We start from the raw sequence: 22,327 nt of genomic DNA, 5'->3' as shown, positions 1-22,327 counted from the left end.
TCTTCCTGTCCAACACCCGCAACGGACCCATCACCATCGCCCTCAACGCCCTCGCCGGAGCACAATCACCCGACTACGCCGCCTCCATGGCCGGAGCCCTCATCGCCTCCCTCCCCACCCTCATCGTCTACATCACCCTCGGCCGCTGGTTCATCGGCGGACTCATGGCAGGCTCCGTCAAGAACTGACGATCCCGTGATCTTCGACGCCCGGGATGCGTACCATGCCGGAATGGCGAAGATCATCGACTATGGACGGTTCGCGGAGCGGCTGGCGCGGAAGGAGTCGCGCTGGGGTCTGCTGGAGGAGTTCCAGCGTGAGTGGGGCTATGTGGACCCGGGCGGCGAACCGCAGGTGACGCGGGAGGGCGAGGCGCCCGGCTTCGTGCTCGAGGAGGCGGGTCCCCTTCCCGCCGCCCTCGTCGAGTGGTGGGACTCGCCGGTCAACTCCTTCGCCTTCCGGCCCCGCCTCTACTGGACGCACTCGGCGTGGCCGCCCGCCGGGACCGATACGGCCGACGACCCGCCCGGCGACGAGATCCGGGTCGTGATGTCGGAGTACCAGTACGTCAACCAGTGGGGCTACCTGGCGTCCGAGGCCGGGCACGACGATCCCAAGGTGATGGTGAACACCGGCGCCGGCTGGGTCGAGCAGAGCCGGTCCATCTCGGAGTTCTTCCTGCAGCTCGCGATGGAGCGGCTGCCCGCCCACTTCGGATGGGGGCTGCGGGTCGCCCGCAAGACCGTCGAGGACGATCCGGAGATCGTCGAGCGGCTGCGGGCCACCCACCGCGAGATGGGGTTCCTGCCGTGGCAGGAGATGGGCACCGACTCCCTCTCCTACGGCGGCCCCGACGTGATCGTCCGGCATGGCCGCGGTCCCGGCGCCGACTACGCGATCGTGGTCCAGGCGAGGACCCGCGCGGCCCTCACCGCGACGCTGGAGAGCCTCGGCATCACCTGGGCGGAGGAGGATGTCGACCCGCCCAGCGAGATCCCGGCCACGCCCGAGGACCTGCCCCCGGCGGCGTTCACCGCAGGAGACTCCGACGACCGCGGCCGGTGGACGGTCGCGACCACGGACGCCCCGCGCGTCCCGGCCGAGGTGCCCGCCCCGGCGCGAGATCTCCCCGGCCGCACCGTGGCCGCCTCGGACGGGGAGGTGGTCGTCGCGGGTGACGCCGCCGGAGGGGTCCACGCCTGGACGGCCGAAGGCGCCCGGCTCGGCCAGTGGCCGCTGCACCGGGCCCCGGTCACCGCCATCGTCTGCCTCCCGCAGGAGGAGACGCACCGGATCTTCAGCGGCGACGCCCACGGTGTCGTCCGCACCTGGACCACCGGCCCGGACGGAGGCAGGCGCACCCCCTTCGACCGGCGCGGCACCCCGGTCACCGCACTGGCCGAGGGCGACCTGGAGACCGGCGGAGCCCTCGCCGCCGCCTGGGCCGACGGGCTCGTCCGGCTCTGGAGCCGCCCGACGGGGGACCGCGCCGACCTGCGGCTCGGCACCGGCATCGAGGCCCTCGCCCTGGACCCCTCGGGCACGCTCCACGTCACCACCGCGAACGGCACCTTCGTGCTCGAGCTCGACCAGGACCTGCTCTGGCCCGCGCGCGACCTCCGCCTGCGGCTCAGGGAGATCGACTGGAGATCCCTCAGGACCAACCGCGGACGCGCGGAAGAGATCCCCCGCCTGATCGCCGAGCTGGCCTCCGATGACGAGGCCGCCGCCCAGGCCGCGGTCAAGGAGCTGTACGGCCTCATGGTCTCCAAGCGCGGCGCGAGGTCCGCCGCCGCCGCGGCCGTCCCCTTCCTGGTGGAGCGGATGCTCATCCCGGACAACCGGGCGCGCAACACCCTCCTGCTGCTGATCGCCGACCTCGCCGTCGGCCAGGGCCCCGCACGCGAGGCGGTCCGGGCCGTCGTCCCCGACCTGGAGCACTTCCGCCGCGACCCCCACCCGTCCCTGCGCTGGGCGGCTGAGGAACTGGTCCGCATCTGCGCGGAGGATTAGGGCCCGTCGAGCGGGTCGAAGCGGATCGTCAGGCGGAGGCGGAGGGCCGCCGCCACGCGGTCCAGTACCGCGACGGGCGGCACGAACTCGCCCTTCTCCAGCCGGGAGATCGAGGGCTGGTCCAGGCCCACGCGCCGGGCCAGTGAGGCCTGGCTCAGCCCGAGGGCCCTGCGGCGGGCCCGGATCACCTCTCCATCGATCTTGGTCGTCAAGGCCTCCTCCTTCCGTCGCGGTGTCCGTTCCGCTTCCACGGTCGCCGCGCGGCGGCCCCCTCCCATCCACCGATCGGTTGAGCCGGGACGCTCCTTCGCATGACCCCGCGCGCCCCTGACGCCCATGGGCCAAGGCGCTTTACCGCGACGCCATTCCCTCTTATGCATATTTTACTACCTTTACCAGTTTGATATCTGCCTTTTACTTTGCTTAATCTTCGCGCATCGGTCGATGTCCGGCCGATCGCCGAGTCTCCTCACGGAGAGCCGGGGACCCGGGTTTCTTGGGGTGAATCCGCTGCTGAGCAGCGGTAGGGCCAGCTCCTTGGCCCGAATCCGTCAGCTAACCCGGTAGGCGAAAAAGGAGAGGCGAAATGCTCTATGGATGCGGACGTCCAAAAGATGATCACCGCGCTCGAATCCCAGCTCGGCTACAAGGAGAAGAGCGGCGGATACACGAAATTCGGAGACTGGTACGGCGAGAACGTCGACGACTCCTCTGACTTCAGCCATGCCGCCTGGTGCGACATGTTCCTCGCCTGGGGCGCCGACCAGGCGGGCGTGACCGCCAAGACCGGCCAGTTCGCCTACACCCCCGCGCACGCCGCCTGGTTCCGCGAGCAGGACGCCTGGGGGACGAAGCCGGAACCCGGAGCCTTCGTCTTCTACGACTGGTCGGGCGGCAAGAAGACCGGTGGCATCGACCACGTCGGCATCGTCACCAAGGTCGACGGTTCGAAGATCCACACGATCGAGGGCAACGTCGACGGCGTCAACGCCAAGCGCAAGATCCGCGACCAGAGCAAGGTCGTCGGCTACGGATACCCGCGGAAGGTCAACGTCACCGAGGCCGAGGCCGAGGCCCCCGCCGCAGCCCAGGCCGGAGCCGTGGGTTCCACCGGGTCCGGAGGCTCCGCCCAGAGCGCGGCGCTCACCGGGTCTGCGCTCACCGGGTCTGCGCTCACCGGGACGGTGTCCCTGCCCGGAGACTTCCTGCCCGCCGAGCCGTCCGCGCTGTTCGCGGCGATCGTCTTCCCGGCCGTCGCCCTGGCCGTCGCGGTCAGGCGCCGCCTGCGCCCAGGCCGGGGCCGCCACCACCGTCTCGCCACCGCCTGACCCGAGGGGGAGTTCACGATGATCACTCTGAACCGGAAGATCGCCCTGGCCGTCGCCACCACGGGAGCGGCCGCCGCCGTCGCGGGGGCCGCCCTGGCCGGACCCGGCGACGCCACCGCCGTGACGAGCACCGCCGCCTCGGCAAAAGCGGAGCCGCGAGCCGCGGACGCCGAGCCCGAGAAGACCACCAAGGCCGCGCCGGGCGCCCTGCCCTACGGCGTGGACGTCTCGCACTACGACAGGAACTACGACTGGAGTCAGAAGAAACTGGCCTTCGGGATCGCCAAGGCGACCGAGGGCACGGTGGGAAAGGACGAGACCTTCGCCGCGAACTGGGCGAAGATCCGCGAGAACGGGCTGGTCCGCGGCGCCTACCACTACGGCCGCCCGAAGAACGACCCCGTGAAGGAGGCCGACCACTTTCTGAGGACCGTCCGCGCGGCCGGGCTCCAGCGGGGCGACCTGCTCATGCTCGACCTCGAGACCACCGACGGCCGCTCGCGCGGCCGGGTGAACGCCTGGGCCAGGACGTGGCTGGAGCGCGTCGAGGCCGGGACCGGGGTGAAGCCGGTGTTCTACAGCGGCTACCACTTCGCCCGGGAGCACGGCGAGGGGCTCGGCGGCTACCCGCTCTGGGTGGCGCACTACGGGAAGAAGGCCGGCCGCCTCGCCCCGCCCGCCCCCTGGAAGGAGTGGGCGATCCACCAGTACTCCTCGACCGACCACGACAACAACGTCAGCGCCCTGACCCCGGACGCCCTGCGCGCCCTCGGCTACCAGGGCTGATCACCGTTCGTCGAGCGAAGCGATCGCCGACGCCTCGATCCCCATCTCGGGGTCCAATGCCAGGGCCCTCCGCAGCGTCGCTGCGAGCGCCGTGGCGGCCAGATCCGCGAGGTGCTCGCGCGGCACGTCGTGGTGGTGGATGAGATCGATGATCAGCTCGTCGAGAAGGCCGACCCAGCCCCGCATCGCGGCCCGCAGGGTCGGCCTGACGGGTTCGGCCGCGCCCAGCGCCCGCAGGATCCGTGCCGCGCCCTCCCACCGGAGCCCCTCGATGATCGCGCGGACCTCGGGATCGGACCCGTTGCCGCCGCGCATCAGCGCCAGGAACCCCGCGGAGTTGTCGTCCATGTAGGCGACGTGCCGGGCGACGGCGTTCCGGAGCAGCTCGGCCGGCGTCCCGCCCTCCGGCGGAGCCTCCTGGACGGCCCGCAGCCGCTCGGCCGCCGCGTTGACCGTCGCCAGGTACAGCCCCCGCTTGTTCACGAAGTGGTGGGCGATGAGCCCGTAGGCCACCCCCGCCCTCCGCGCGATCTCGGCCGTGGTCACCTCGTCATAGGCCCGCGTGGAGAACAGCTCGGACGCCGCCCGCACCAGCAGCGCCCGCCGGTCGCCGGTGACCGCCCCGCCATCGCCTGAAGACCTCGCCATGAGCGAAGCCTAGGCCTGTTGACGGATCGAGGCGTTCAGGGCTAGCTTCGGTTGACTGATTATCAGTCAATTCGAGGAGGGCGCATGGATCTGGCGGGTGTACCGGTGCTGGTGACGGGGGCGTCCAGCGGGATCGGGCGGGCGCTGGCCGAGGCGCTCGCGGGGCGGGGCGCGCGGCTGGCGATCGCCGCGCGGCGCGGGGGTCTGCTGGAGGAGGTCGCCGACGGGATCGGGTCGCGGGGGGCGGCGCGGCCGGTGGTGATCGAGGCGGACCTGTCCAGGGCGGGCGCGGCCGACGAGCTGGCCGCCGCGGCGGTCGCCGGGCTCGGGCGGGTGGAGATCCTCGTCAACAACGCGGGGGCCGGGCTGGTCGCGGCCCAGGCCGCCATGGGCGACGACGAGGGCGCCCGGGCGCTGTTCGAGACCAACCTCTGGTCGCCGCTGGCGCTGACCCGGCGGCTGCTGCCCGAGCTGCGCGCCTCCGGCGGGACGGTCGTCAACGTGACCTCGAGCCTGCAGTCGGTGCCGATCCCGCTGCTGGGCTACTACGGGGCGTCGAAGGCGGCGCTGGCGCACCTGACCCGGACGCTCCGGCACGAGCTGGAGGGCTCCGGAGTCTCGGTGCTGGAGATCGTGCCGGGGGCCACCGAGACCGCCGCCCGTGACGTCGGGCTGCTGCCCTGGCGGGGACGGCCGATGCGCACCCCGCCACCCGTCTCGCCGGGCTCCGCGGCCGAGGCGATCGTCAAAGCGATCGAGCGCGGCCGGAGGCGCGGGGTCCACCCGGCGACCTCGCTGCTCCCGCTGGAGCTGCCGGTCATCGGACGCCTGGTCGCCAGGATCGTGACCCCGCGGATCGACCTCGGCTGATCTATATGCCGTTATTTGCAGCTTTCGAGGAGTTCGCCTGACGCTGGAGATCGTCTCGGCGGGGCAGGCTGGTGAGAAGGGGTCCCACCTGCGTCGAAAGGGCGAGCCATGGACGACTACCCGCTGCTCGACATCTTCTGGACCATCATGATGTTCTTCCTGTGGGTGATGTGGCTGTTCCTGCTGTTCAGGGTCGTCATCGACATCTTCGGAAGCGGCGACCTCCCCCTCTGGAACAAGATCGGATGGACCGCCCTGGTGATCCTCCTGCCCTACGTGGGCGTCCTCGTCTACATCATCGCCAGGGGCGACTCGATGGGAATGCGCCGTGGCCGTAGGTCCGAGCGGCGTCACCGCGACCACGACACGACCGGACCCACGACCGCCGACCGCCTCGCGCAGTACGCCGAGCTCCGGCAGCAGGGCGTGATCACCGACGAGGAGTACCTCAAGGCCAAGGCCGACATCCTCGCCTGACCCGTGAGAAAGTCCTCGCCGCCACGGAACCCCTGGGACCGTCCGGGCCTGCCGCTGGCCGTGACCGCCGCGGCCGTCCGGAGCTTCGGTGGAGGCCTCGCCGCCGTGCTTCCGGTGGCGGCCGTGCTCGGGGTCGTGGCCGTCCTCAGCCTGCGGCGGCCTCGGTGTAGCGGCGGGCCAGCAGGGAGCAGGCGGCCCTGAGCTCGGGCGGGCCGACGACCTCGAAGGGGGCGTCGAACCGGCCGAACCCCGCGGCCAGGGCGGGCCAGGACCACGAGCCGAGGACGACGCGGCAGCGGGCGGGGCCGAGTTCCTCCACGGTTCCGTCGTGGACGTAGGGGGCGACCTCGGCGGCGGGCAGCGAGAGGACCGCCTCGCCCCGGCAGGGCCAGCCGGTGGAGCCGGAGCCGCGGAACCGGGCCGTCACGAACGCCGCCGCGTCGCCGCCGGGCGGCTCGCGCCGGGTGAAGCGGGGGCCGCCCGGAGTGCGCGGGGTGATCCGGTCGGCCCGGAAGGTGCGCCAGTCCGCGGCGTCGAGGTCCCAGGCGAGCAGGTACCAGAGCCCGCCCCTGGCCACGAGATGGTGGGGTTCGGCCCGGCGCGTGCGATCGTCCGCGCCGCCGGGGGAGGCGTAGCGGAACAGCAGCGTCTCGCGGGCGTGGACGGCCGCGCTGAGCGCGGCGAGCACCCCGGCCCCGGCCCGCGGCCCCGGCCCGGGGACCGCCGTGACCTGGAGGGTGTCGATGCGGTGCCGCAGCCGGGCCGGCATGACCTGCCGGACGGTGTTCAGGGCGCGCGCCGCGCCCTCCTCGATCCCGGTGCCGTCCGCCGCGGCGATCCGCAGCGCGAAGGCCAGCGCGACGGCCTGCTCGTCGTCGAAGAGCAGCGGCGGCAGCTCCGTGCCCGCGTCGAGCCGGTAACCGCCGTCCGGGCCCTTCACCGCCCGGACGCGGTAACCGAGCCCGCGCAGATGATCGACGTCGCGCCGCACCGTGCGCGGGCTGACCCCCAGCCGTTCGGCCAGCAGCGATCCCGGCCAGTCCCGGCGGGCCTGGAGCAGCGACAGCAGCGAGAGAAGACGCGCCGAAGTTTTCGCCATGACTTCATGATGCCGGAAGAAGAGGACGGATCCTGACCGCTTCTCCGGGCACGGTTCGGGTGTCAGGCAACGACGACGAAGGGATCCACCATGAGCACCACGACCGAGAAGGCCGAGCTTCTCGCCGCTCTCGCCGCGGCCAGGGGCGCGCTGACCGGCGCCGTCGCCGGGCTCGACGACGCACAGGCGGCCGAGCGTCCCACCGTCAGCGCGCTGTGCCTGGGCGGCCTGGTCAAGCACGTCTCGGCCATGGAGGAACAGTGGACGCGGTTCGTGGTCGAGGGCCCCTCGGCGATGACCTACACCCTGCCCGAGGGCGTGACCTGGGCCGACTTCGCCGCCGGGACCGCCCGCGAGTTCCCGCAGTGGGCCGTCGACCACCAGAACGGCTTCCAGATGCTGCCCGGCGACACGCTGGCGGCCGTCCTCGACCGGTACGAGCGGGTCGCCGCCGGAACCGAGAAGATCATCAACGAGGTCCCCGACCTGTCGGCGTCCCACCCGCTGCCCGAGGCGCCCTGGCACGAGCCGGGCGCCACCCGCAGCGTCCGGCGGGTCCTGACGCACCTGATCTCCGAGACCTCCCAGCACGCGGGCCACGCCGACATCATCCGCGAGACGATCGACGGCCGGACCGCCTTCTGATGTCGAGAACCGGGAGACGGCTCCGTCCCAGGGGTGTCGGCACACGGCCACAATGGCCGTAGCGCACCGAGGAGGACATGATGGCGAAGTACCTGCTGCTCAAGCACTACCGGGGTGGTCCCGCACCGGTCAGCGAGGTGCCGATGGACCAGTGGGCGCCGGAGGACGTCGCGGCGCACATGCGGTTCATGGAGGACTTCGCCGACCGGCTCGTGAAGACCGGCGAGTTCGTCGACAGCCAGGCGGTCTCGGAGAAGGGGACGTTCGTCCGTTCGGACGGCGAGGGCCGTCCGCCGGTCACCGACGGCCCGTTCGCGGAGACCAAGGACCTGATCGCCGGCTGGATGGTCATCGATGTCGACGGCTACGACCGGGCGCTCGAGGTCGCCGCCGAGCTGTCGGCCGCGCCCGGCGCGGGAGGGGCGCCGCTCCAGGAGTGGCTCGAGATCCGCCCGATCATGTGGACCTACCAGAACACCACGGACTGACCCGTGGTGGACGAGTCCCTGCTGCGGACCCTCACCCCCGACGTGATCGGCGTGCTCGTCCGTCGCGGGGCGGACTTCGCCGCGGCGGAGGACGCCGTCCAGGACGCTCTTGTCGAGGCCGTGCGCGTCTGGCCCGGCGACCGGCCGCGCGACCCCAAGGGCTGGCTGATCACCGTGGCCTGGCGCAAGTTCCTCGACACCGTGCGCGCAGAGACCTCACGGCGCGACCGCGAGGCACGCGTCGAGGAGGAGCCACCGCCCGAGCCGGGGGAGGCGAGGGACGACACGCTCGACCTCTACTTCCTGTGCGCGCATCCCTCGCTCACCCCGGCCTCGGCCGTCGCGCTCACCCTGCGCGCGGTCGGGGGCCTCACCACGCGGCAGATCGCCCAGGCCTATCTCGTGCCGGAGGCGACCATGGCCCAGCGGATCAGCAGGGCCAAGCGGACCGTGGCGGACGTCCGGCTCAACCGGCCCGGCGATGTCGCCACGGTCCTGCGCGTCCTCTACCTGGTCTTCAACGAGGGCTACTCCGGTGACGTCGACCTCTCCGCCGAGGCGATCAGGCTGACCCGCCGGCTGGCGGCCGGGACCGGCGACGAGGAGGCCGCGGGCCTGCTCGCCCTGATGCTCCTGCACCACGCCAGGCGCGCGGCCCGCACCACCCCGGACGGCGGGCTCGTCCCGCTCACCGAGCAGGACCGCGGCCTGTGGGACACCCGGCTGATCACCGAGGGCGTCGAGGTGCTCCAGACCGCGCTGGCCCGCGACCGCCTGGGCGAGTTCCAGGCCCAGGCCGCCATCGCCGCCCTCCACGCCGACGCCCCGACCGCGGAGGAGACGGACTGGGTGCAGATCGTCGAGTGGTACGACGAGCTGGTGCGGCTCACCGACAGCCCGGTGGCCCGGCTCAACCGGGCCGTCGCGGTCGGCGAGGCCGACGGCCCCCGGGCGGGACTGGCCGCTCTCGCCGGCCTCGACCCCGCCCTCCCCCGCCACACCGCCGCGGCGGCCTACCTGAGCGAACGCGCGGGCGATCCGGCCACCGCGGCCCGCCTCTACGCCCAGGCCGCCCGGGCCGCCCCCAACCTTCCCGAACGCGACCATCTCACCCGCCAGGCCGCGCGCCTCAACGCCCGGCTGAAGGAGGGTCAGGCCGCCGGGGGAGCGAAGAACTCCAGCGGGAGGCCGTCGGGGTCCTTGAACGACACGCCCGAGCCGTAGTGGGCGTCGACGACACCGCCGTGCCGGACGCCCAGGGAGTCCAGGCGCTTGGCGGTGCGTTCGAGCTCCTCCCGGTCGGCGCAGCCGAACGCGACATGGTCGAGGCCGGGACGGCGCGCGTCGAACGCCGCCGAGGCGACCGCGTCCGGGAAGTGGTGCAGTCCGAACAGCATGCCGCCACCGATGGCGAAGACGACGTGCCGGAACGGCCCGGTGTCCTCGTCGAGCACCGGCTCGGACTCGAACAGCCGGGAGTACCAGGGAACGCTGGTCTCCAGGTCGGTCACCGTGACGGCGACATGAGTGATCGACGGAAAGCCGGTCATGAGCATGGTTCCTTTCGGTCCGGGCCACCGGTCGGCGGCCCGTTCACGCCCAGTCTCCGAGGAACCCCCCACCCTCCACATCGGGCGTCTCTCCCTATATGGGGAACGCCCGATCCCTAGAGAAGCCCGCCGTCCAGGGCGATGCGGGCGGCGTCGCGGCGGGTGGCGGCGCCGAGCTTGGCGAGGATCGCCGAGACGTGGTGGCCCGCGGTCTTCTCGCTGATGTGCAGCCGTTCGGCGATCTCGGCGTTGCGCAGCCCCTCGGCCAGCAGCGCGAGCACGTCGGACTCGCGGGCCGTCAGCCCGCGGGGATGGGCCAGGGTGCTCCGCCGGGGGCGGCGCCGCCCGAGGGCGCGCATCCGCGCGAGAACCAGGTCGGCCGCGGGACGGGCGCCGAGCCGCTCGAAGAGGCGCAGGGCCTCGCCGAGCCGGTCGTCGTCCTCGGCCAGCGCCGTCGCCTCCTCGTAGGGGCAGCCGATCTCCGCCCACGCCCATGCCTCGGCGGCCGGCGCCTCACGGTAGGGCGGGGCCGCGGTCTCCGGCACCGGATCGGGGCGCTCGTCCAGGAGGCGGCCGAGTTCGCCGATCGCCCAGCCGTGCCGCAGCCGCAGCGCCAGGCCGTAGGTCTCGGCGGCCAGATCGCCGGACGGCCGTCCGTTCAGCCGGGCGAGTTCCGCGCGGCCCGCGGCGGCGGGCCACAGCCGCTGGAGGTCCCCGGTCCTGACGGCCAGTTCCCACGCCTCGTCCAGCGCCTCGGCCGCGCCGGGTTCACCGCGCCGCGCCCGGATCCGGCCCAGGACGGTCAGCGTGACGATCCGGGCGGGCGGGCTCTCCGGAACCTCCTCCTCCGCCAGCAGGGACTCGGCCCGGTCCCACTCGCCGCGCTCGAACAGGCACCGGGCCAGCCACGCCCCGGCGTAGCGGCGGTGGCCGTCCAGGTCGCGTTCGGCGCACCAGGCCGCGGTCCGCAGCAGCCAGCGTTCGGCGTCGGCGTAGCGGCGGATCTCGCCCGCCCCCGAACCGAGGTTGAGCATGACGGCCCCGGCGTCGGCGTCGCGGCCGTGCCGCCGGGCCAGTTCGAGCCCCCGGGTGAGGTGCTCCTCCGCGAGGACCGGATCGTGGAACCACTCGGCGGTGCCGACCGCGTTCAACGCCCGCACCAGCAGGGCGGGCCCGCCGAACCGCTCGGCGAGAGCGATCGCCTCGGCGCCGGTCTCGATGGCCTCGGGGACCGCCCGCGCCAGCATCAGCAGGAACGCCGACCAGGTCGTCGCCGTGGCGAGCGCGGGGCCCGGCGGAAGGGTCCCGGCCAGATCGAGCGCCGCCCGGACGCTCTCGTGCGCGGCCGAGGTCTCGCCCGAGAACCACAGATACTGGGAGCGCTGGGCCATCAGCGAAGCGGCCCGCTCCCGCTCGTCGACCGCCCGCCAGTGGGCGAGCGCCAGCCCGGACGCCTCGACGGCGGCATCGGAGCGGTCCAGCCGGGCGCAGACCTCGGCGTACCGTTCGAGCAGCTCAGCGCGTTCCGCGCCGGGAGAGGCGAAGCGGAGCGCCCGCTCGAGATGGTCGGCCGCCTGCCGGTGGGCACTGACCGCGACGGCGGCCTCGGCCGCGGCGGGCGCGTACCGCAGGACCGCGGCTCCGTCCCCCGCCTCCTCGGCGTGGTAGGCGAGCCGGGCGGGGTCCGCGCCGTGCTCGCTGAGACCGGCCAGGGCCCGCGCGTGCAGCAGGGCCCGCCGGGCCGGGGCGATGCCCTCCTCGACGGCCAGCCGCGCCAGCTCGTGCCGGAACCGCAGCCGCGCGCCCTCCACGACCAGGACGCCCGCCGCGGCACAGGCGTCCACGGCCGCGGGCTCCGCCTCCACCATCGCCAGGAGGGCATGGCCGGGGAAGACCGCCACGGCCTCCAGCGCCTCCCGGCCTGCGGCGTCCAGCCGGGCGGCGCGGGCCAGGACGGCGTCGCGGACCGTCGCGGGGACCGGCTGCCCGGGGTCGGCGAGCGACTCGGTCACGAAGAACGGGTTGCCGCCGGTGCGGCCGTGCAGCCGGGTGGCGTCGGGCCCGGACGGCCCCGCCAGCGCGGCGACGGCCGCCGCGGACAGCGGCGGCAGGCGCAGCCGGCGGACCGCCCGGTCGGTGGCGAGCGCGCCGAGGACCGCCAGCAGCGGATGGCCGGGGCCGACCTCGTCGTCCCGGTAGGTCACCAGGAGCAGGCCGCCGGTCCCCGCCATCCGGCGTCCGGCGAACATCAGCAGGTCGAGGGTCGCCTCGTCCGCCCAGTGGGGGTCCTCGACCACGGCGACGGCCTCCCCGGCGCCGACCTGGTCGAGGAACGCGCTGAACAGGGCGTGCCTGGGCCCCTCCGCGGCCAGGACGCGGGCGAGCTCGCCCCCGGCCGTCCTGGCCATGTCCCGGAGCGGGCCGAGCGGGCTCGGCGTGCGCAGCGCGTCGCAGGCGCCCCACAGGACGGGCCGCCCGGACCCGGCGCAGAACTCCCGTACCAGCGAGGTCTTGCCGATTCCCGCCTCGCCCGCCACCAGGACGACCCCGTGCGGGCGCGCGCCCAGCGCCCGCAGCTCGTCCTCCCGTTCGAGCAGCTCCATGCCGGAATTGTCACACGCCGGGCCGGGCGGGTCAGGCCGGTGACGCCTTGAGCAGCAGTGACATGACGTCGGTGGCACGGATCGCGTCGCGGGCGAGGGAGGGGTCGGAGCAGAGCAGGACGGGCCCGTCGGCGGGGGAGTCGGGCAGCCTGCCGTGGCTTCCCCGCACACAGGACGGATCCAGCGGCACGACCTGGGTGGTGTAGCGCAGCCCGAGGGCCTTGCGGGCCAGCGACGCGGCCGCCCTGGCCTTGACCAGCGGGTCGGCCGGGTCGAAGAAGAGCTCGGCCGGGTCGTAGCCGGGCTTCTTGTGGATCTCGACCGAGCGGGCGAAGTCCGGTGCCCTGTCGTCGTCGAGCCAGTAGTAGTAGGTGAACCAGGCGTCGGGGTCGGCGACGAGCACCAGATCGCCGGAGCGGGAGTGGTCGAGGCCGTAGCGGGCCTGGCCCTCCCGGTCGAGGACCTCGTCGACGCCGGGCAGCGCCGCGCAGATCGCCCGGACCCGCGCCAGGTCGGCGGGGTCGGCGACGTAGACGTGGGCGATCTGGTGGTCGGCCACGGCGAACGCCCGTGACGTCCACGGGTCGAGCAGCTCACCGGAGGACTGGGTGTAGACCTCCAGCAGGCCCTCGCGGCGCAGCGCCCGGTTGACGTCGACGGGCCGCCGCGCCCCGGTGATGCCGTACTCCGACAGGGCGACGACGGTGGCGTCGCGGGCGAGCGCGTCGTCAAGGAGCGGCCCGAGCGCGGCGTCGACCTCCTTGGCGGCGGCGATCGCCTCGGGCCCGTCGGGGCCGAAGCGCTGGAGGTCGTAGTCGAGGTGCGGGACGTAGACCAGCAGGCAGTCCGGCCGGTGCCGATCCAGGATCCACCGGGCCGCAGAGATGATCCATTTACTGGAGGCGATGCCCGCGGTCGGGCCCCAGTAGGTGAACAGCGGGAACGGCCCGAGCGCCTCGGTGAGATCGTCGTGCAGGGAGACGGGACGGGCGTAGCAGTCCGGCGACTTGCGCCCGTCGGCGTGGTAGACGGGCCGGGGCGTGACGGTCAGATCGGTCGCGGCGCCCATGGCGTACCACCAGCACACGTTGGCGACCTGCCAGCCCGGACGCTCGGCACGGGCGTGGTCCCACAGCTTCGGCCCCTGGACGAGCCCGTTGTGCTGCCGCCACAGCATGACCTCGCCGAGGTCGCGGAAGTACCAGCCGTTGCCGACGATGCCGTGCTCGCGCGGCAGCGTCCCGGTGAGCAGGCTCGCCTGGACGGTGCAGGTGACGGCGGGGAGCACCGTGTCGAGCCGCGCCTGGAAGCCGAGGCCGCCGAGTTTGGACAGGTTCGGCATGTGGGGGAGCAGCCGGGGCGTCAGCCCGACGACGTCGATGACTACGAGGGGTCTCATCGGATCTCCTTCAGGCCGAGGCCGGTGAGGCGGCTCCGGGTCCAGTCCAGTTCGGCGGCGAGTCCCGCGACGAGCGCGGCGTCGTCGCCGGGCGGATGCGGCAGGACCTGCCAGGTGTAGGTCTCCACCTCGACGTGGTCGACCTGGGCGGCGGGGCCGCCCAGCAGGACGTCGAGGGCCTCGCCGAGGACGCTCCTGGTGCTCGCCAGCGGCGCGGCGGGCTCGGCGTGCAGCGGCAGGTGGAAGTGGACGCGCCACGGCGCCCCGCCGTCGAGCCCGCCGAGCGCCTCGTCCAGGTCGTCGGTGCCGGTGCCGGAGCGGCGGGTCTGGTGCAGGAAGCGCGGTTCGTGGAAGGCGGCGAGCACCTCGCGGGCGGCGGGGTCGCCGGGGTCTTCGACGTGCAGCGCGCAGGAGGCCTGCGTCTTGACGACCGGCAATCCTGCGGCGTCGAGACGGGCGAGGGCCGCGGCGGGCTCCTCGAACTGGACGGCGAGATGGCAGACGTCCAGGCAGATCCCCACCCGCTCGGGGTCGAGGAAGCCGAGATGGCGGACGGCGTCGGTGGTCGTCTCCACGACGCAGCCGGGCTCGGGCTCCAGGCCCACCCGCACGGTCCGCCCGGTCCGGCGCTCCAGCTCGCCGAGCCCCGCGGCCAGCTCACCGAGCAGCAGCTCCGCCCGTCGCGCCCGGTCGGTGTCCCACGGGTCGCGCCAGGCCAGCGGCAGGGTGGAAACGCTGCCGCGCACGGCGTCGCCGGGCAGCAGCCCGGCCAGCACGGTGGCGGCGTCGAGGGTGTAGTCCAGACGGCGCCGGTCGGTCCAGTCCGGATGGTAGACGGCCTGCTTGACCACCGGATCGTGGAATCCGCGGTAGGGGAAGGCGTTGAGCGTCACGACCTCGAGCCCGCGGGCCGCCAGCTCGGCGCGCAGCCGGGCGGTCAGCGACGCGTCGCCGGCCAGGGCGTGGGCGACGTCGCACGACAGCCACAGCCCGAGGCCCAGCACCGGGACGTCCAGCGCCTCCCGGACGGGCTCGGCGAACCGGCCGAGCTGGCCCAGCACGCCGTCGAGGTCCTCGGCCTGGTGGACGTTGGTGCAGTAGGCGGCGTGCACGAGCGTGCCGTCGGAGTGCAGGAAGCGCATCAGTCCTCCTTACGGACGCCGCGCAGGACCGAATTGCCCTCGAAACTGCCCTCGAACGTGCCCTCTCCGGCGGCCTCGGAGGACAGGTCGAGGCGCCCGCTCTGGGCGAAGAACGCGACGGGGTTCTGCCAGAGCACCCGGTCGACGTCGGTGTCGGAGAACCCCGCGGCGAGCATCGCCTCACCCGTCCGGCGCGTCTTCAGGGGGTCGCTGCGGCCCCAGTCGGCCGCCGAGTTCACCATGATCCGTTCGGTGCCGTGCTCACGGAGGATCGCGACCATGCGCTCCTCGTCCATCTTGGTGTCGGGATAGACGGAGAACCCGGCCCAGCATCCGGCCTCGAGCACCATGGCCACGGTCAGCTCGTTGAGATGGTCGACGACGACCATCTCCGGGGCGAGCTTGGAGGCGGCGACGACGTCGAGGGTGCGACGGGTCCCCGCGGCCTTGTCGCGGTGCGGGGTGTGGACCATCGCGGGCAGGCCGTGCTCCGCGGCCAGGGCGAGCTGGCGGGTGAACGCCTCGTCCTCGGCCGGGGTCATCGCGTCGTAGCCGACCTCGCCGACCGCGACGACGCCGTCCTTCTCCAGGTAGCGCGGCAGCTCGTCGAGGATCCCGGCGCAGCGCGGGTCGTTGGCCTCCTTCGGGTTGAGGGCGATCGCGCAGTGGTGCCGGATGCCGAACTGGGCGGCCCGGAACGGCTCCCAGCCGACGAGCGCGTCGAAGTAATCGACGAACGAGCCGACGCTCGTGCGCGGCTGGCCGAGCCAGAACGCCGGCTCGACGAGCGCCCGCACCCCGGCGTCGTACATGGCCTCGTAGTCGGTGGTCGTCCGGGACGTCATGTGGATGTGGGGGTCGAAGATGCGCATCAGTTCTCCTCGATGTCGCAGATGAGCCGGGCGTCGGCGGGCACGGGACGGCCCGCCGCGCGCCGCTCCCGGGCGAAGTCCCGCACCATCCGGACGAGCTCGGCGTCGGTGCGGCGGGGCAGATCGGTGACGCCGGCCAGGGGCACGCCGACGAACAGGCACTTGAGAACGGCGTCGCGCCAGGCGGCGTGGTCGAGATGGAGGCCGCCGTAGGGTCCGAGGGCGGCGGCGACGAGCCGGGTGTCGTTGGTCCGCAGCGCGTCCCTGACCAGCGGCAGCGCCCCGTCGCCGAGGTCGAGGAACTCCAGCGCCCGCAGGACGGCCCTGCGCTCGGCGGCGTCCCCCTGGAAGTAGAGGCCGGTGACGACCGCGAGCAGATCGGCCACCGGCAGCCGGACCGCGCTGATCATGAGGGTGCGGGCGGCGTCGTCGACCGTCCAGGCGCCGACGCCGAGCGGGCCGCGCCCGCACCGGCGTCCCGCGGCGGGATGCCGCCGCGGGAGGGCGGCCGGATCGGTGGCGACCAGCGCGATCGTCTCGTCGAGCCAGCCGACGGCCTGCGGCGTGAGCCGGTCCAGCAGCGCCGTGTAGAGGTCTTCGGCCGTCATGGTGCTGCTCCTTCGGGTGCGGCGGCGCGGAGGAAGTCGAGGGAGTGCCGGGCCGTCGCCGGGGCGGCGTGCCCGTGCCGGGGAAGCTCGACGCTGACCAGGCCCCGGTATCCGGTGGCGTCGAGGGCGGCCAGGACGGGCGGGAAGTCGATCTCGCCCTCGCCGAACGGGAGGTGCTCGTGGACGCCCCTGCGCATGTCGTCGATCTGCACGTTGACGATGCGGCCGCCCGCCCGCAGGACCGACTCGGGCACCGGCAGCGGCTCGTTGCAGCGCAGATGCCCGATGTCGAGGGTGAGGCCGAGCCGGCCGGGCCCGCCGAGGAGGGCGTGCAGCCGTTCGTAGCCGTCGAGGTCCTCGACGAGCATGCCGGGCTCGGGCTCGAAACCGAGGACGACGTCGTGCCGCTCGGCGTGCTCGATGACGGCCGAGCAGCCCTCGGCCAGCCGGTCGAACGCCTCGTCCTCGGCCAGGTGCTCCGGCTTGGTCCCCGACCAGAACGACACGGCCTGCGCGCCCAGGTCGGCGCCGATCTCGACCGCGGCCCGCAGGTAGGCCAGGCGATGGTCGCGCCCGTCGTCGGAGACCAGGGTCGGCTCGTGCTTGCGGAGGGGATCCAGCAGGTAGCGGGCGCCGGTCTCGATGACCACCGCCATCTTGTACCTGGACAGCAGCCCGGCGACCCGGTCGATCCGCGCGGCCACGCCCGTCCCGAACGGGTCGAGGTGCCCGTGGTCGAGGGTGAGGGCCACGCCGTCGTAGCCGAGATGGGCCAGGACGGCCAGCGCGTCGCCGATCCGGTGGTCGGTGAAGCCGTTGGTGCCGTACCCGAACCTCATGTCACGCTCCTGCGCCGGGCCAGCGCGCGGGCCAGCGGATGGGCGGCGGCCGAGACCGGCCCCGCCCCGGCCGGCCCGCGCCGGGCGATCAGAGCTGCCTGGAGCGGGATGAGCCCGAGGATCCCCGCCCCGACCGCCCGCCGCACCCGGCCGGGCGTCGGCTGCTGGACCGCGGCGGACTGCGCGCCTCCCACGGCCGCCAGATAGGAGGCGGCCAGCACCGCGGCGGCGAGCCTGCGGGAGGCGCCCGCGAGGACCGCCACCGCTCCCGACCCGGACAGCGTCGCCAGCGGCACCTCCTTGCGCGTCCCGTGGACCTCGCCGCGCGACAGCGCCGTCACCCCGAGGACGTGCGCGGCGACCAGCCCCGCGGGCAGCAGGCCCGCGCGCACCGTGCCCGAGCCCATCAGCACGTTGAGCCCCCGCGCGGCCGCCATGACGACGGGCCCCGCGGGGGAGTTCTTGGCCGCCAGGTCGTACAGCCAGACCGTGGCGGCCAGCGGGACCGCGACCCCCAGCGCGGAACGGCCGCCCGCCAGCCCGGCGCAGACGACCCCCGCCCCCGTCAGCCCGGCCGCGATCCCCAGAGCGAGCCCGGGGGAGACCCGCCCGGACGGGATCGGCCGCTCGGGCCGCTCCACCCGGTCCAGATCACGGTCGGCGTAGTCGTTGAGCGCCATCCCCGCCCAGTACAGGCAGACCGAGCCCACGGCGAGCCCCGCGAGGGACCGGTCCATCGGCCGTCCGGCCGCGGCGGCCCCGGCCAGGACGTCTCCGGGGACGGTCAGCGCCGCGGGGGCGCGCACCAGCTCGGCGAGCACTCCGATCCCGGTCACAGCCGCGCCGCCCAGTCGCACAGGGTGCGGTACTGCTCGGTCAGGCTGTGCTCGTGCGTGCCGACCGGGTCCTTGAAGAAGAAGCCGAGCGGGGTGAGCGCCCCCGCCAGCCCCCGCTCGTGGGCGCGGGCGGTGAGCCTGGCCAGGTCGAGGACGAGCGGGGCGGCGAGCGCGGAGTCGCAGCCCTGCCACGTGAACTGCATGGTCATCCGGACGCCGAGGAAGCCGTCGAAGGAGATGTGGTCCCAGGCGGTCTTCCAGTCGCCGAGGTCCGGCACGTAGTCGATGTGGACCTCGCCGTCGACGGGATACCCGAACGTCTCGGCCAGGCCCCGGCGCTTGGAGGCCGTCTTGCTGGCCGCGGCGACCGGATCGGCGAGGGTCTCGCCGTCGCCGCCGCCCAGCAGGTTCGTCCCCGACCAGGAGCGCACCCGCAGGGCGCGGCTGGTGAACATCGGCGCGAGCGCCGAGCGGACGAGGGTCTCCCCGGTCTTGCCGTCACTGCCCGCGTACGGCACGCCCTGCCGGCGGGCGAGGGCGTCGAGCGCGCGCAGCCGCGGCCCGGCGGACGGGGTGAAGTCGACGAAGGAGCAGCCCGCGCGGAAGGCCGCGTAGGCGTAGAGCGAGCTCGGCGGCAGCACGGCGCGGCCGTCGTCCAGGGCGGCCTCCAGGGCGTCGAGGTCGGCGTGCTCGGGAAGGACCTCGGCGGGCGGCTCGGTCGAGGAGACGTTGACCACCACGACACGGGAGAGGGAGCGCCGGTCCCGGAAGCCCGCCAGGTCGGCGGCGAGCCGGGCGGCGGTCTCCACCTGCGGTTCCGCGCCTCCGGCGCCCTGCCCGGTGCGCAGGTCGCCCTCGATCGCGGCGAGGTCGTCGCGGACCGCGGCGGCGACCGCGTGCGGCACCACCCCGGCCCCGGCGAGCTGGTCGAGCCGCTTGGCCAGGGGCGTGGAGGTCACGTCGTGGCCGCCGAAGCGCAGCCCCGCCAGCTCGGTGAGCCCCGCCTCGGGGAAGCCGGAACTCTCGGTGACCAGCCCCGTCGGGGCGGTCAGCCCGGCCCGGACCGCGGCCGCCCCTGCCATCGCGGTCGTGGCCACCGAGCCCCTGGCTCCGATGAACCACACCCCGGTCGTCTCCTCGTTCACGGGTGGCTCCCTCTCCTTCAGTGACTTCTGGCGGTGATGAGGTGGGCGAGGGAGGCCAGCTCCGTGCTGTGCGCTCCCGCGCGGTCCAGTGCGGTGAGCGCGCCCGACACCCGCCGGGCGGCCTCGCCTGCGGCCCAGGCGCGGGCCCCGGCGAGCTCGATGAGGCGGGCGGCGTCGGCGCCGGGCACCCGGGACGACCGGTAGATCGCCGCGAGGGCGTCACCGGCGGCGGTCCCGGACGTGAGCGCGGCGACGACCGGCAGCGACTTCTTCCGGGCGGCGAGATCGGCGAAGACGGGCTTACCGGTGACGGCCGGAACGCCCCAGATGCCGAGGAGGTCGTCGACGAGCTGGAAGGCGACTCCGGCCTCGCGCCCGAAGCGGCGCAGCGCGGCGGCCTGCCCGGCGGAGCCGCCACCGGCCAGTGCTCCCAGTTCGCAGGCGCAGCCGAGCAGCGCACCCGTCTTGGCCTCGGCCATCGCGAGCGCCTCGTCCAGGGAGACGTCCTGGCGTGACTCGAACTCCAGGTCGCGGGCCTGGCCCCGGCACAGCTCGGTGACGGCCGCCGCCAGGACGGGATGGCCCGGCCCGTCGGCGAGAAGCTCGGAGGCGGCGGCCAGCAGGAGGTCTCCGGCGAGCACCGCACGGCCGGGGCCGAAGACCGTCCAGGCGGCGGGGCGTCCGCGCCGCAGCCGGTCGCCGTCCATGACGTCGTCGTGAAGGAGGGAGAAGTCGTGCACGCACTCGACGGCCGCGGCCGCGCGCAGCGTCGGTGGCCGGGGGCCCGCCACCTCGCCGACGGCGCGTGCGGCCGCCAGGACGAGGGCGGAGCGAAGATCTTTCCCGCCCGCTCGCACGGGGGTCAGGTCGGCGTCCCACCAGCCGAGGTGGTATCCGACCACCCGCCGCATCTCGGCGGGGAAGGCCTCGACCAGCTCCCTGCGGACCGGCTCGACCAGGGCGCGGGCCGAGCGGAGGTCCGGCGCTTCCACCTGTTCCGACATGAGCTCCTCTTCCCGGGAGGCGATGACGACCGGTCGGTGCTGGTGTCTCGCCGCCTGGAGGGGCCCCGCAGGGGTGGCACTCCCACTGCCCCGTGACTCAGCACGACGACGGGGCGGGGACCCTGCGGGACCGACTCCAGGCGGCGAAGTCGGGTGGGCGGACGGCCGGACGGCTCAGGCGGGGATCGGCGTCCAGCGGCTCTCCGCGGCGGCGCTGCGTTCGGCGGCGTCCAGGACGCGCTGGACGTTGAGGCCGTCGCGGAAGGAGGGACTGGGATCCTTCTCGGCGGCGATGGCCTCCAGGAAGTCCTTCACCTGGTGGGTGAAGGTGTGCTCGTAGCCGAGCCCGTGACCGGGCGGCCACCACGCCCCCGCGTAGGGGTGGTCGGCCTCGGTGACGAGGATCCGCCGGAACCCCGCCTCGGCTGCGGGCAGGGTGTGGTCGTGGAAGGACAGCTCGTTCATCGCCTCGAAGTCGAACGCGAGGCTGCCGAGCGAGCCGTTGATCTCCATCCGCAGCGAGTTCTTGCGGCCCGTCGCGAACCGGGTCGCCTCGAACGAGGCCAGCGCCCCGTCGCGCAGCCGCCCGGTGAACAGCGTCGCGTCGTCGACGGTGACGGGGCCGACCCCGCCGCCGCCCAGCAGCGGACGCTCCTTGATGAAGGTGTCGCTGATCGCCGAGACGCCCGTCAGGGGCTGACCCGTGACGAACTGGGCGGTGTCGACGATGTGCGCGCCGATGTCGCCGAGCGCGCCCGAGCCCGCCTTCTCCTTCTGCAGCCGCCACACCAGCGGATGCCCGGGATCGACGATCCAGTCCTGCAGGTACTGGGCCCGCACGTGCCGGATCTCGCCGAGGCGTCCCTGCTCCACGAGCTGCCGTGCCAGCGCGACGGCCGGGACCCGCCGGTAGTTGAAGGCCGCCATGCTGCGCACGCCGCGGGCGGCGGCGATGTCGGCGGCCGCGGCCATGGCCTCGGCCTCCGCCACGGAGTTGGCGAGCGGCTTCTCGCACAGGACGTGCTTGCCCGCCTCCAGCGCCGCGATCGCGATCTCCGCGTGGGTGTCGCCCGGGGTGCAGATGTCGATGATGTGGACGTCGTCGCGGTCGAGCAGCCTCCTCCAGTCGGATTCCGCTCCGGCCCAGCCGAGCTCGGCCGCGGCGGCGTCGGAACGCCCCCGCGACCGGCCTGACAGAACCGTCATCGAAGGCCGCACAGGCAGATCGAAGAACGCGCCGACGCTGCGCCACGCCTGGGAGTGCACCCGTCCCATGAAGGCGTGTCCGACCATGCCGACCCCGAGTGTGGGCCTGGTTTCCGTCACAGATCTGCTCCTTGTCAGGACTCGAAGCCGAGCGGCAGGTACTTGTCGACGTTGTCCTTGGTGATCGTTTCCGAGGCCAGGGTGATCGACTGGGGGACCTGCTGTTCGACCAGGTCGGTCATGCCCTTGCCCTGGGCGATGAGGCGGGCGAGCTTGATCGCCGAGGACGCCATCGAGGGGGAGTAGGTGACCGTGGCCTTGAGCACGGAGTTGTCGGCCTTGATGTCGCGCATGGCGTTGGCCGAGCCCGCGCCGCCGACCATGAAGAATTCGCTGCGTCCGGCTTCCTTGATGGCGGCCAGGACGCCGATGCCCTGGTCGTCGTCGTGGTTCCAGATCGCGTCGACCTTCTTGTGCGCCTGGAGCAGGTTCGAGGCGACCTTCGTGCCCGACTCGACGGTGAAGGCCGCGTCCTGCTTGGCGGTCACGGAGAACCCGAAGGTCTTGAGGGCGTCGGCGAAGCCCTTGCTGCGGTCCTGCGTCAGCGGAAGGGTCGCGATGCCCTGGATCTCCAGGATGACGGGGTTGGTGACGCCCTTGTCCTTGAGCTGTTTGCCGATGTAGGTGCCGGCCGCGACGCCCATGCCGTAGTTGTCGCCGCCGATCCAGGTGCGGTAGGAGAGTTTGTCGGGGAAGACGCGGTCGAGGT

The 22,327-nt window shown here is 73.7% G+C and carries 23 protein-coding genes, 1 pseudogene and 1 riboswitch; of the genes and pseudogenes, 9 read left to right on the top strand and 15 right to left on the bottom strand.

All coding sequences use genetic code 11. The features are described from left to right. A pseudogene (locus tag ABD785_RS39955) lies at window positions 1-188 on the top strand (carbohydrate ABC transporter permease); the annotation flags it as partial. 43 nt (window positions 189-231) lie between these two features. Next, window positions 232-2,013: a WD40 repeat domain-containing protein gene (locus ABD785_RS39950; protein WP_344839770.1), complete on the top strand. Its 1,782-nt coding sequence runs from the start codon at window positions 232-234 to the stop codon at window positions 2,011-2,013. On the opposite strand, the gene ABD785_RS39945 is transcribed toward ABD785_RS39950, so the two are convergent. Further along, window positions 2,010-2,225, bottom strand: coding sequence for a helix-turn-helix domain-containing protein (locus ABD785_RS39945; RefSeq protein ID WP_344839767.1), 216 nt, complete (start codon window positions 2,223-2,225; stop codon window positions 2,010-2,012). The genes ABD785_RS39950 and ABD785_RS39945 overlap by 4 nt on opposite strands. Before the next feature lie 235 nt (window positions 2,226-2,460). Further along, a riboswitch (cyclic di-AMP (ydaO/yuaA leader) is annotated at window positions 2,461-2,599 on the top strand. A 7-nt stretch (window positions 2,600-2,606) separates the two neighbouring features. Here ABD785_RS39945 and ABD785_RS39940 point away from each other — a divergent pair. After that, entirely contained in the window at window positions 2,607-3,341 is a 735-nt protein-coding gene (locus ABD785_RS39940; protein ID WP_344839763.1) for a CHAP domain-containing protein, read from the top strand. An 18-nt stretch (window positions 3,342-3,359) separates the two neighbouring features. Next, the gene (locus ABD785_RS39935; RefSeq protein ID WP_344839760.1) at window positions 3,360-4,127 is read left to right on the top strand and encodes a glycoside hydrolase family 25 protein; all 768 of its coding nucleotides are present in this window, start codon (window positions 3,360-3,362) and stop codon (window positions 4,125-4,127) included. Here the strand turns inward: ABD785_RS39935 and ABD785_RS39930 are convergent, their stop codons facing one another. Further along, on the bottom strand, window positions 4,128-4,775 hold the full coding sequence (locus ABD785_RS39930; RefSeq protein WP_344839756.1) for a TetR/AcrR family transcriptional regulator: 648 nt from the start codon (window positions 4,773-4,775) through the stop codon (window positions 4,128-4,130). Window positions 4,776-4,859: 84 nt separating this feature from the next. Between ABD785_RS39930 and ABD785_RS39925 the strand changes: the two genes are divergently transcribed. Both ABD785_RS39925 and ABD785_RS39920 read left to right on the top strand, forming a co-directional pair. Beyond that, window positions 4,860-5,645, top strand: coding sequence for an SDR family NAD(P)-dependent oxidoreductase (locus ABD785_RS39925; protein WP_344839752.1), 786 nt, complete (start codon window positions 4,860-4,862; stop codon window positions 5,643-5,645). A 108-nt stretch (window positions 5,646-5,753) separates the two neighbouring features. Further along, on the top strand, window positions 5,754-6,122 hold the full coding sequence (locus ABD785_RS39920) for an SHOCT domain-containing protein (RefSeq protein ID WP_344839749.1): 369 nt from the start codon (window positions 5,754-5,756) through the stop codon (window positions 6,120-6,122). Between the two features lie 145 nt (window positions 6,123-6,267). Here the strand turns inward: ABD785_RS39920 and ABD785_RS39915 are convergent, their stop codons facing one another. Continuing rightward, window positions 6,268-7,221 (bottom strand): helix-turn-helix transcriptional regulator, encoded by a 954-nt coding sequence (locus ABD785_RS39915; RefSeq protein WP_344839744.1) that lies wholly within the window; start codon window positions 7,219-7,221, stop codon window positions 6,268-6,270. 90 nt (window positions 7,222-7,311) lie between these two features. On the opposite strand from ABD785_RS39915, the gene ABD785_RS39910 reads away from it, so the two are divergent. The 3 genes from ABD785_RS39910 to ABD785_RS39900 all read left to right on the top strand — a co-directional run bounded on the left by ABD785_RS39910 (window position 7,312) and on the right by ABD785_RS39900 (window position 9,578). Then, window positions 7,312-7,866: a DinB family protein gene (locus ABD785_RS39910; RefSeq protein ID WP_344839740.1), complete on the top strand. Its 555-nt coding sequence runs from the start codon at window positions 7,312-7,314 to the stop codon at window positions 7,864-7,866. 80 nt (window positions 7,867-7,946) lie between these two features. Then, a complete protein-coding gene (locus tag ABD785_RS39905) occupies window positions 7,947-8,354 on the top strand; it encodes a YciI family protein (protein WP_344839776.1) in 408 nt (135 codons plus the stop codon). A gap of 6 nt (window positions 8,355-8,360) precedes the next feature. Continuing rightward, the gene (locus ABD785_RS39900; protein ID WP_344839773.1) at window positions 8,361-9,578 is read left to right on the top strand and encodes an RNA polymerase sigma factor; all 1,218 of its coding nucleotides are present in this window, start codon (window positions 8,361-8,363) and stop codon (window positions 9,576-9,578) included. On the opposite strand, the gene ABD785_RS39895 is transcribed toward ABD785_RS39900, so the two are convergent. From ABD785_RS39895 to ABD785_RS39840, 12 genes are all read right to left on the bottom strand, one after another. After that, complete coding sequence (locus ABD785_RS39895) at window positions 9,506-9,904, bottom strand: VOC family protein (RefSeq protein WP_344839736.1); 399 nt, start codon at window positions 9,902-9,904, stop codon at window positions 9,506-9,508. The two genes, ABD785_RS39900 and ABD785_RS39895, sit on opposite strands and share 73 nt — an antisense overlap. A 116-nt stretch (window positions 9,905-10,020) precedes the next feature. Then, entirely contained in the window at window positions 10,021-12,507 is a 2,487-nt protein-coding gene (locus ABD785_RS39890; protein WP_344839732.1) for an ATP-binding protein, read from the bottom strand. A 31-nt stretch (window positions 12,508-12,538) separates the two neighbouring features. After that, window positions 12,539-13,906 carry an alkaline phosphatase family protein gene (locus ABD785_RS39885; RefSeq protein WP_344839730.1) on the bottom strand — a complete coding sequence of 456 codons (1,368 nt, stop codon included), beginning with the start codon at window positions 13,904-13,906 and terminating at the stop codon, window positions 12,539-12,541. Beyond that, on the bottom strand, window positions 13,903-15,048 hold the full coding sequence (gene eboE / locus ABD785_RS39880; protein WP_344839728.1) for a metabolite traffic protein EboE: 1,146 nt from the start codon (window positions 15,046-15,048) through the stop codon (window positions 13,903-13,905). The genes ABD785_RS39885 and eboE overlap by 4 nt, the downstream gene beginning before the upstream one ends. After that, on the bottom strand, window positions 15,048-15,920 hold the full coding sequence (locus ABD785_RS39875) for a TatD family hydrolase (protein ID WP_344839724.1): 873 nt from the start codon (window positions 15,918-15,920) through the stop codon (window positions 15,048-15,050). Before ABD785_RS39875 ends, eboE begins: the two co-directional genes overlap by 1 nt. Then, window positions 15,920-16,528 (bottom strand): EboA domain-containing protein, encoded by a 609-nt coding sequence (locus tag ABD785_RS39870; protein ID WP_344839721.1) that lies wholly within the window; start codon window positions 16,526-16,528, stop codon window positions 15,920-15,922. The genes ABD785_RS39875 and ABD785_RS39870 overlap by 1 nt, the downstream gene beginning before the upstream one ends. After that, window positions 16,525-17,367, bottom strand: a complete 843-nt coding sequence (locus ABD785_RS39865) for a sugar phosphate isomerase/epimerase family protein (RefSeq protein ID WP_344839717.1) — start codon at window positions 17,365-17,367, stop codon at window positions 16,525-16,527. Before ABD785_RS39865 ends, ABD785_RS39870 begins: the two co-directional genes overlap by 4 nt. Then, entirely contained in the window at window positions 17,364-18,203 is an 840-nt protein-coding gene (locus ABD785_RS39860; protein ID WP_344839714.1) for an SCO3242 family prenyltransferase, read from the bottom strand. Before ABD785_RS39860 ends, ABD785_RS39865 begins: the two co-directional genes overlap by 4 nt. Beyond that, a complete protein-coding gene (locus ABD785_RS39855; protein ID WP_344839710.1) occupies window positions 18,200-19,348 on the bottom strand; it encodes an inositol-3-phosphate synthase in 1,149 nt (382 codons plus the stop codon). Before ABD785_RS39855 ends, ABD785_RS39860 begins: the two co-directional genes overlap by 4 nt. A 17-nt stretch (window positions 19,349-19,365) precedes the next feature. After that, window positions 19,366-20,352 carry a polyprenyl synthetase family protein gene (locus ABD785_RS39850; RefSeq protein ID WP_344839707.1) on the bottom strand — a complete coding sequence of 329 codons (987 nt, stop codon included), beginning with the start codon at window positions 20,350-20,352 and terminating at the stop codon, window positions 19,366-19,368. 174 nt (window positions 20,353-20,526) lie between these two features. Then, window positions 20,527-21,678: a Gfo/Idh/MocA family protein gene (locus ABD785_RS39845; protein ID WP_344839705.1), complete on the bottom strand. Its 1,152-nt coding sequence runs from the start codon at window positions 21,676-21,678 to the stop codon at window positions 20,527-20,529. Between the two features lie 14 nt (window positions 21,679-21,692). Next, window positions 21,693-22,327: substrate-binding domain-containing protein (locus ABD785_RS39840; RefSeq protein ID WP_344839701.1), on the bottom strand; the 635-nt coding region annotated here is incomplete at its 5' end.

This window comes from Actinocorallia longicatena (genome assembly GCF_039534125.1).
GTDB classification, from domain to species: domain Bacteria; phylum Actinomycetota; class Actinomycetes; order Streptosporangiales; family Streptosporangiaceae; genus Actinocorallia; species Actinocorallia longicatena.
Note: the sequence above shows the minus strand (reverse complement) of the source record. Positions and strands in the feature narration are given on the sequence as shown.

What these genes read in the sequence shown, in the direction of transcription:
- ABD785_RS39885 (WP_344839730.1), bottom strand. Translation starts at nt 13,906, where the DNA reads ATGAGACCCCTCGTAGTCATCGACGTCGTCGGGCTGACGCCCCGGCTG.
- ABD785_RS39925 (WP_344839752.1), top strand. Translation starts at nt 4,860, where the DNA reads ATGGATCTGGCGGGTGTACCGGTGCTGGTGACGGGGGCGTCCAGCGGG.
- ABD785_RS39930 (WP_344839756.1), bottom strand. Translation starts at nt 4,775, where the DNA reads ATGGCGAGGTCTTCAGGCGATGGCGGGGCGGTCACCGGCGACCGGCGG.
- ABD785_RS39935 (WP_344839760.1), top strand. Translation starts at nt 3,360, where the DNA reads ATGATCACTCTGAACCGGAAGATCGCCCTGGCCGTCGCCACCACGGGA.
- ABD785_RS39905 (WP_344839776.1), top strand. Translation starts at nt 7,947, where the DNA reads ATGGCGAAGTACCTGCTGCTCAAGCACTACCGGGGTGGTCCCGCACCG.
- ABD785_RS39865 (WP_344839717.1), bottom strand. Translation starts at nt 17,367, where the DNA reads ATGAGGTTCGGGTACGGCACCAACGGCTTCACCGACCACCGGATCGGC.
- ABD785_RS39895 (WP_344839736.1), bottom strand. Translation starts at nt 9,904, where the DNA reads ATGACCGGCTTTCCGTCGATCACTCATGTCGCCGTCACGGTGACCGAC.
- ABD785_RS39870 (WP_344839721.1), bottom strand. Translation starts at nt 16,528, where the DNA reads ATGACGGCCGAAGACCTCTACACGGCGCTGCTGGACCGGCTCACGCCG.
- ABD785_RS39950 (WP_344839770.1), top strand. Translation starts at nt 232, where the DNA reads ATGGCGAAGATCATCGACTATGGACGGTTCGCGGAGCGGCTGGCGCGG.
- ABD785_RS39940 (WP_344839763.1), top strand. Translation starts at nt 2,607, where the DNA reads ATGGATGCGGACGTCCAAAAGATGATCACCGCGCTCGAATCCCAGCTC.
- eboE (WP_344839728.1), bottom strand. Translation starts at nt 15,048, where the DNA reads ATGCGCTTCCTGCACTCCGACGGCACGCTCGTGCACGCCGCCTACTGC.
- ABD785_RS39915 (WP_344839744.1), bottom strand. Translation starts at nt 7,221, where the DNA reads ATGGCGAAAACTTCGGCGCGTCTTCTCTCGCTGCTGTCGCTGCTCCAG.
- ABD785_RS39890 (WP_344839732.1), bottom strand. Translation starts at nt 12,507, where the DNA reads ATGGAGCTGCTCGAACGGGAGGACGAGCTGCGGGCGCTGGGCGCGCGC.
- ABD785_RS39875 (WP_344839724.1), bottom strand. Translation starts at nt 15,920, where the DNA reads ATGCGCATCTTCGACCCCCACATCCACATGACGTCCCGGACGACCACC.
- ABD785_RS39920 (WP_344839749.1), top strand. Translation starts at nt 5,754, where the DNA reads ATGGACGACTACCCGCTGCTCGACATCTTCTGGACCATCATGATGTTC.
- ABD785_RS39850 (WP_344839707.1), bottom strand. Translation starts at nt 20,352, where the DNA reads ATGTCGGAACAGGTGGAAGCGCCGGACCTCCGCTCGGCCCGCGCCCTG.
- ABD785_RS39910 (WP_344839740.1), top strand. Translation starts at nt 7,312, where the DNA reads ATGAGCACCACGACCGAGAAGGCCGAGCTTCTCGCCGCTCTCGCCGCG.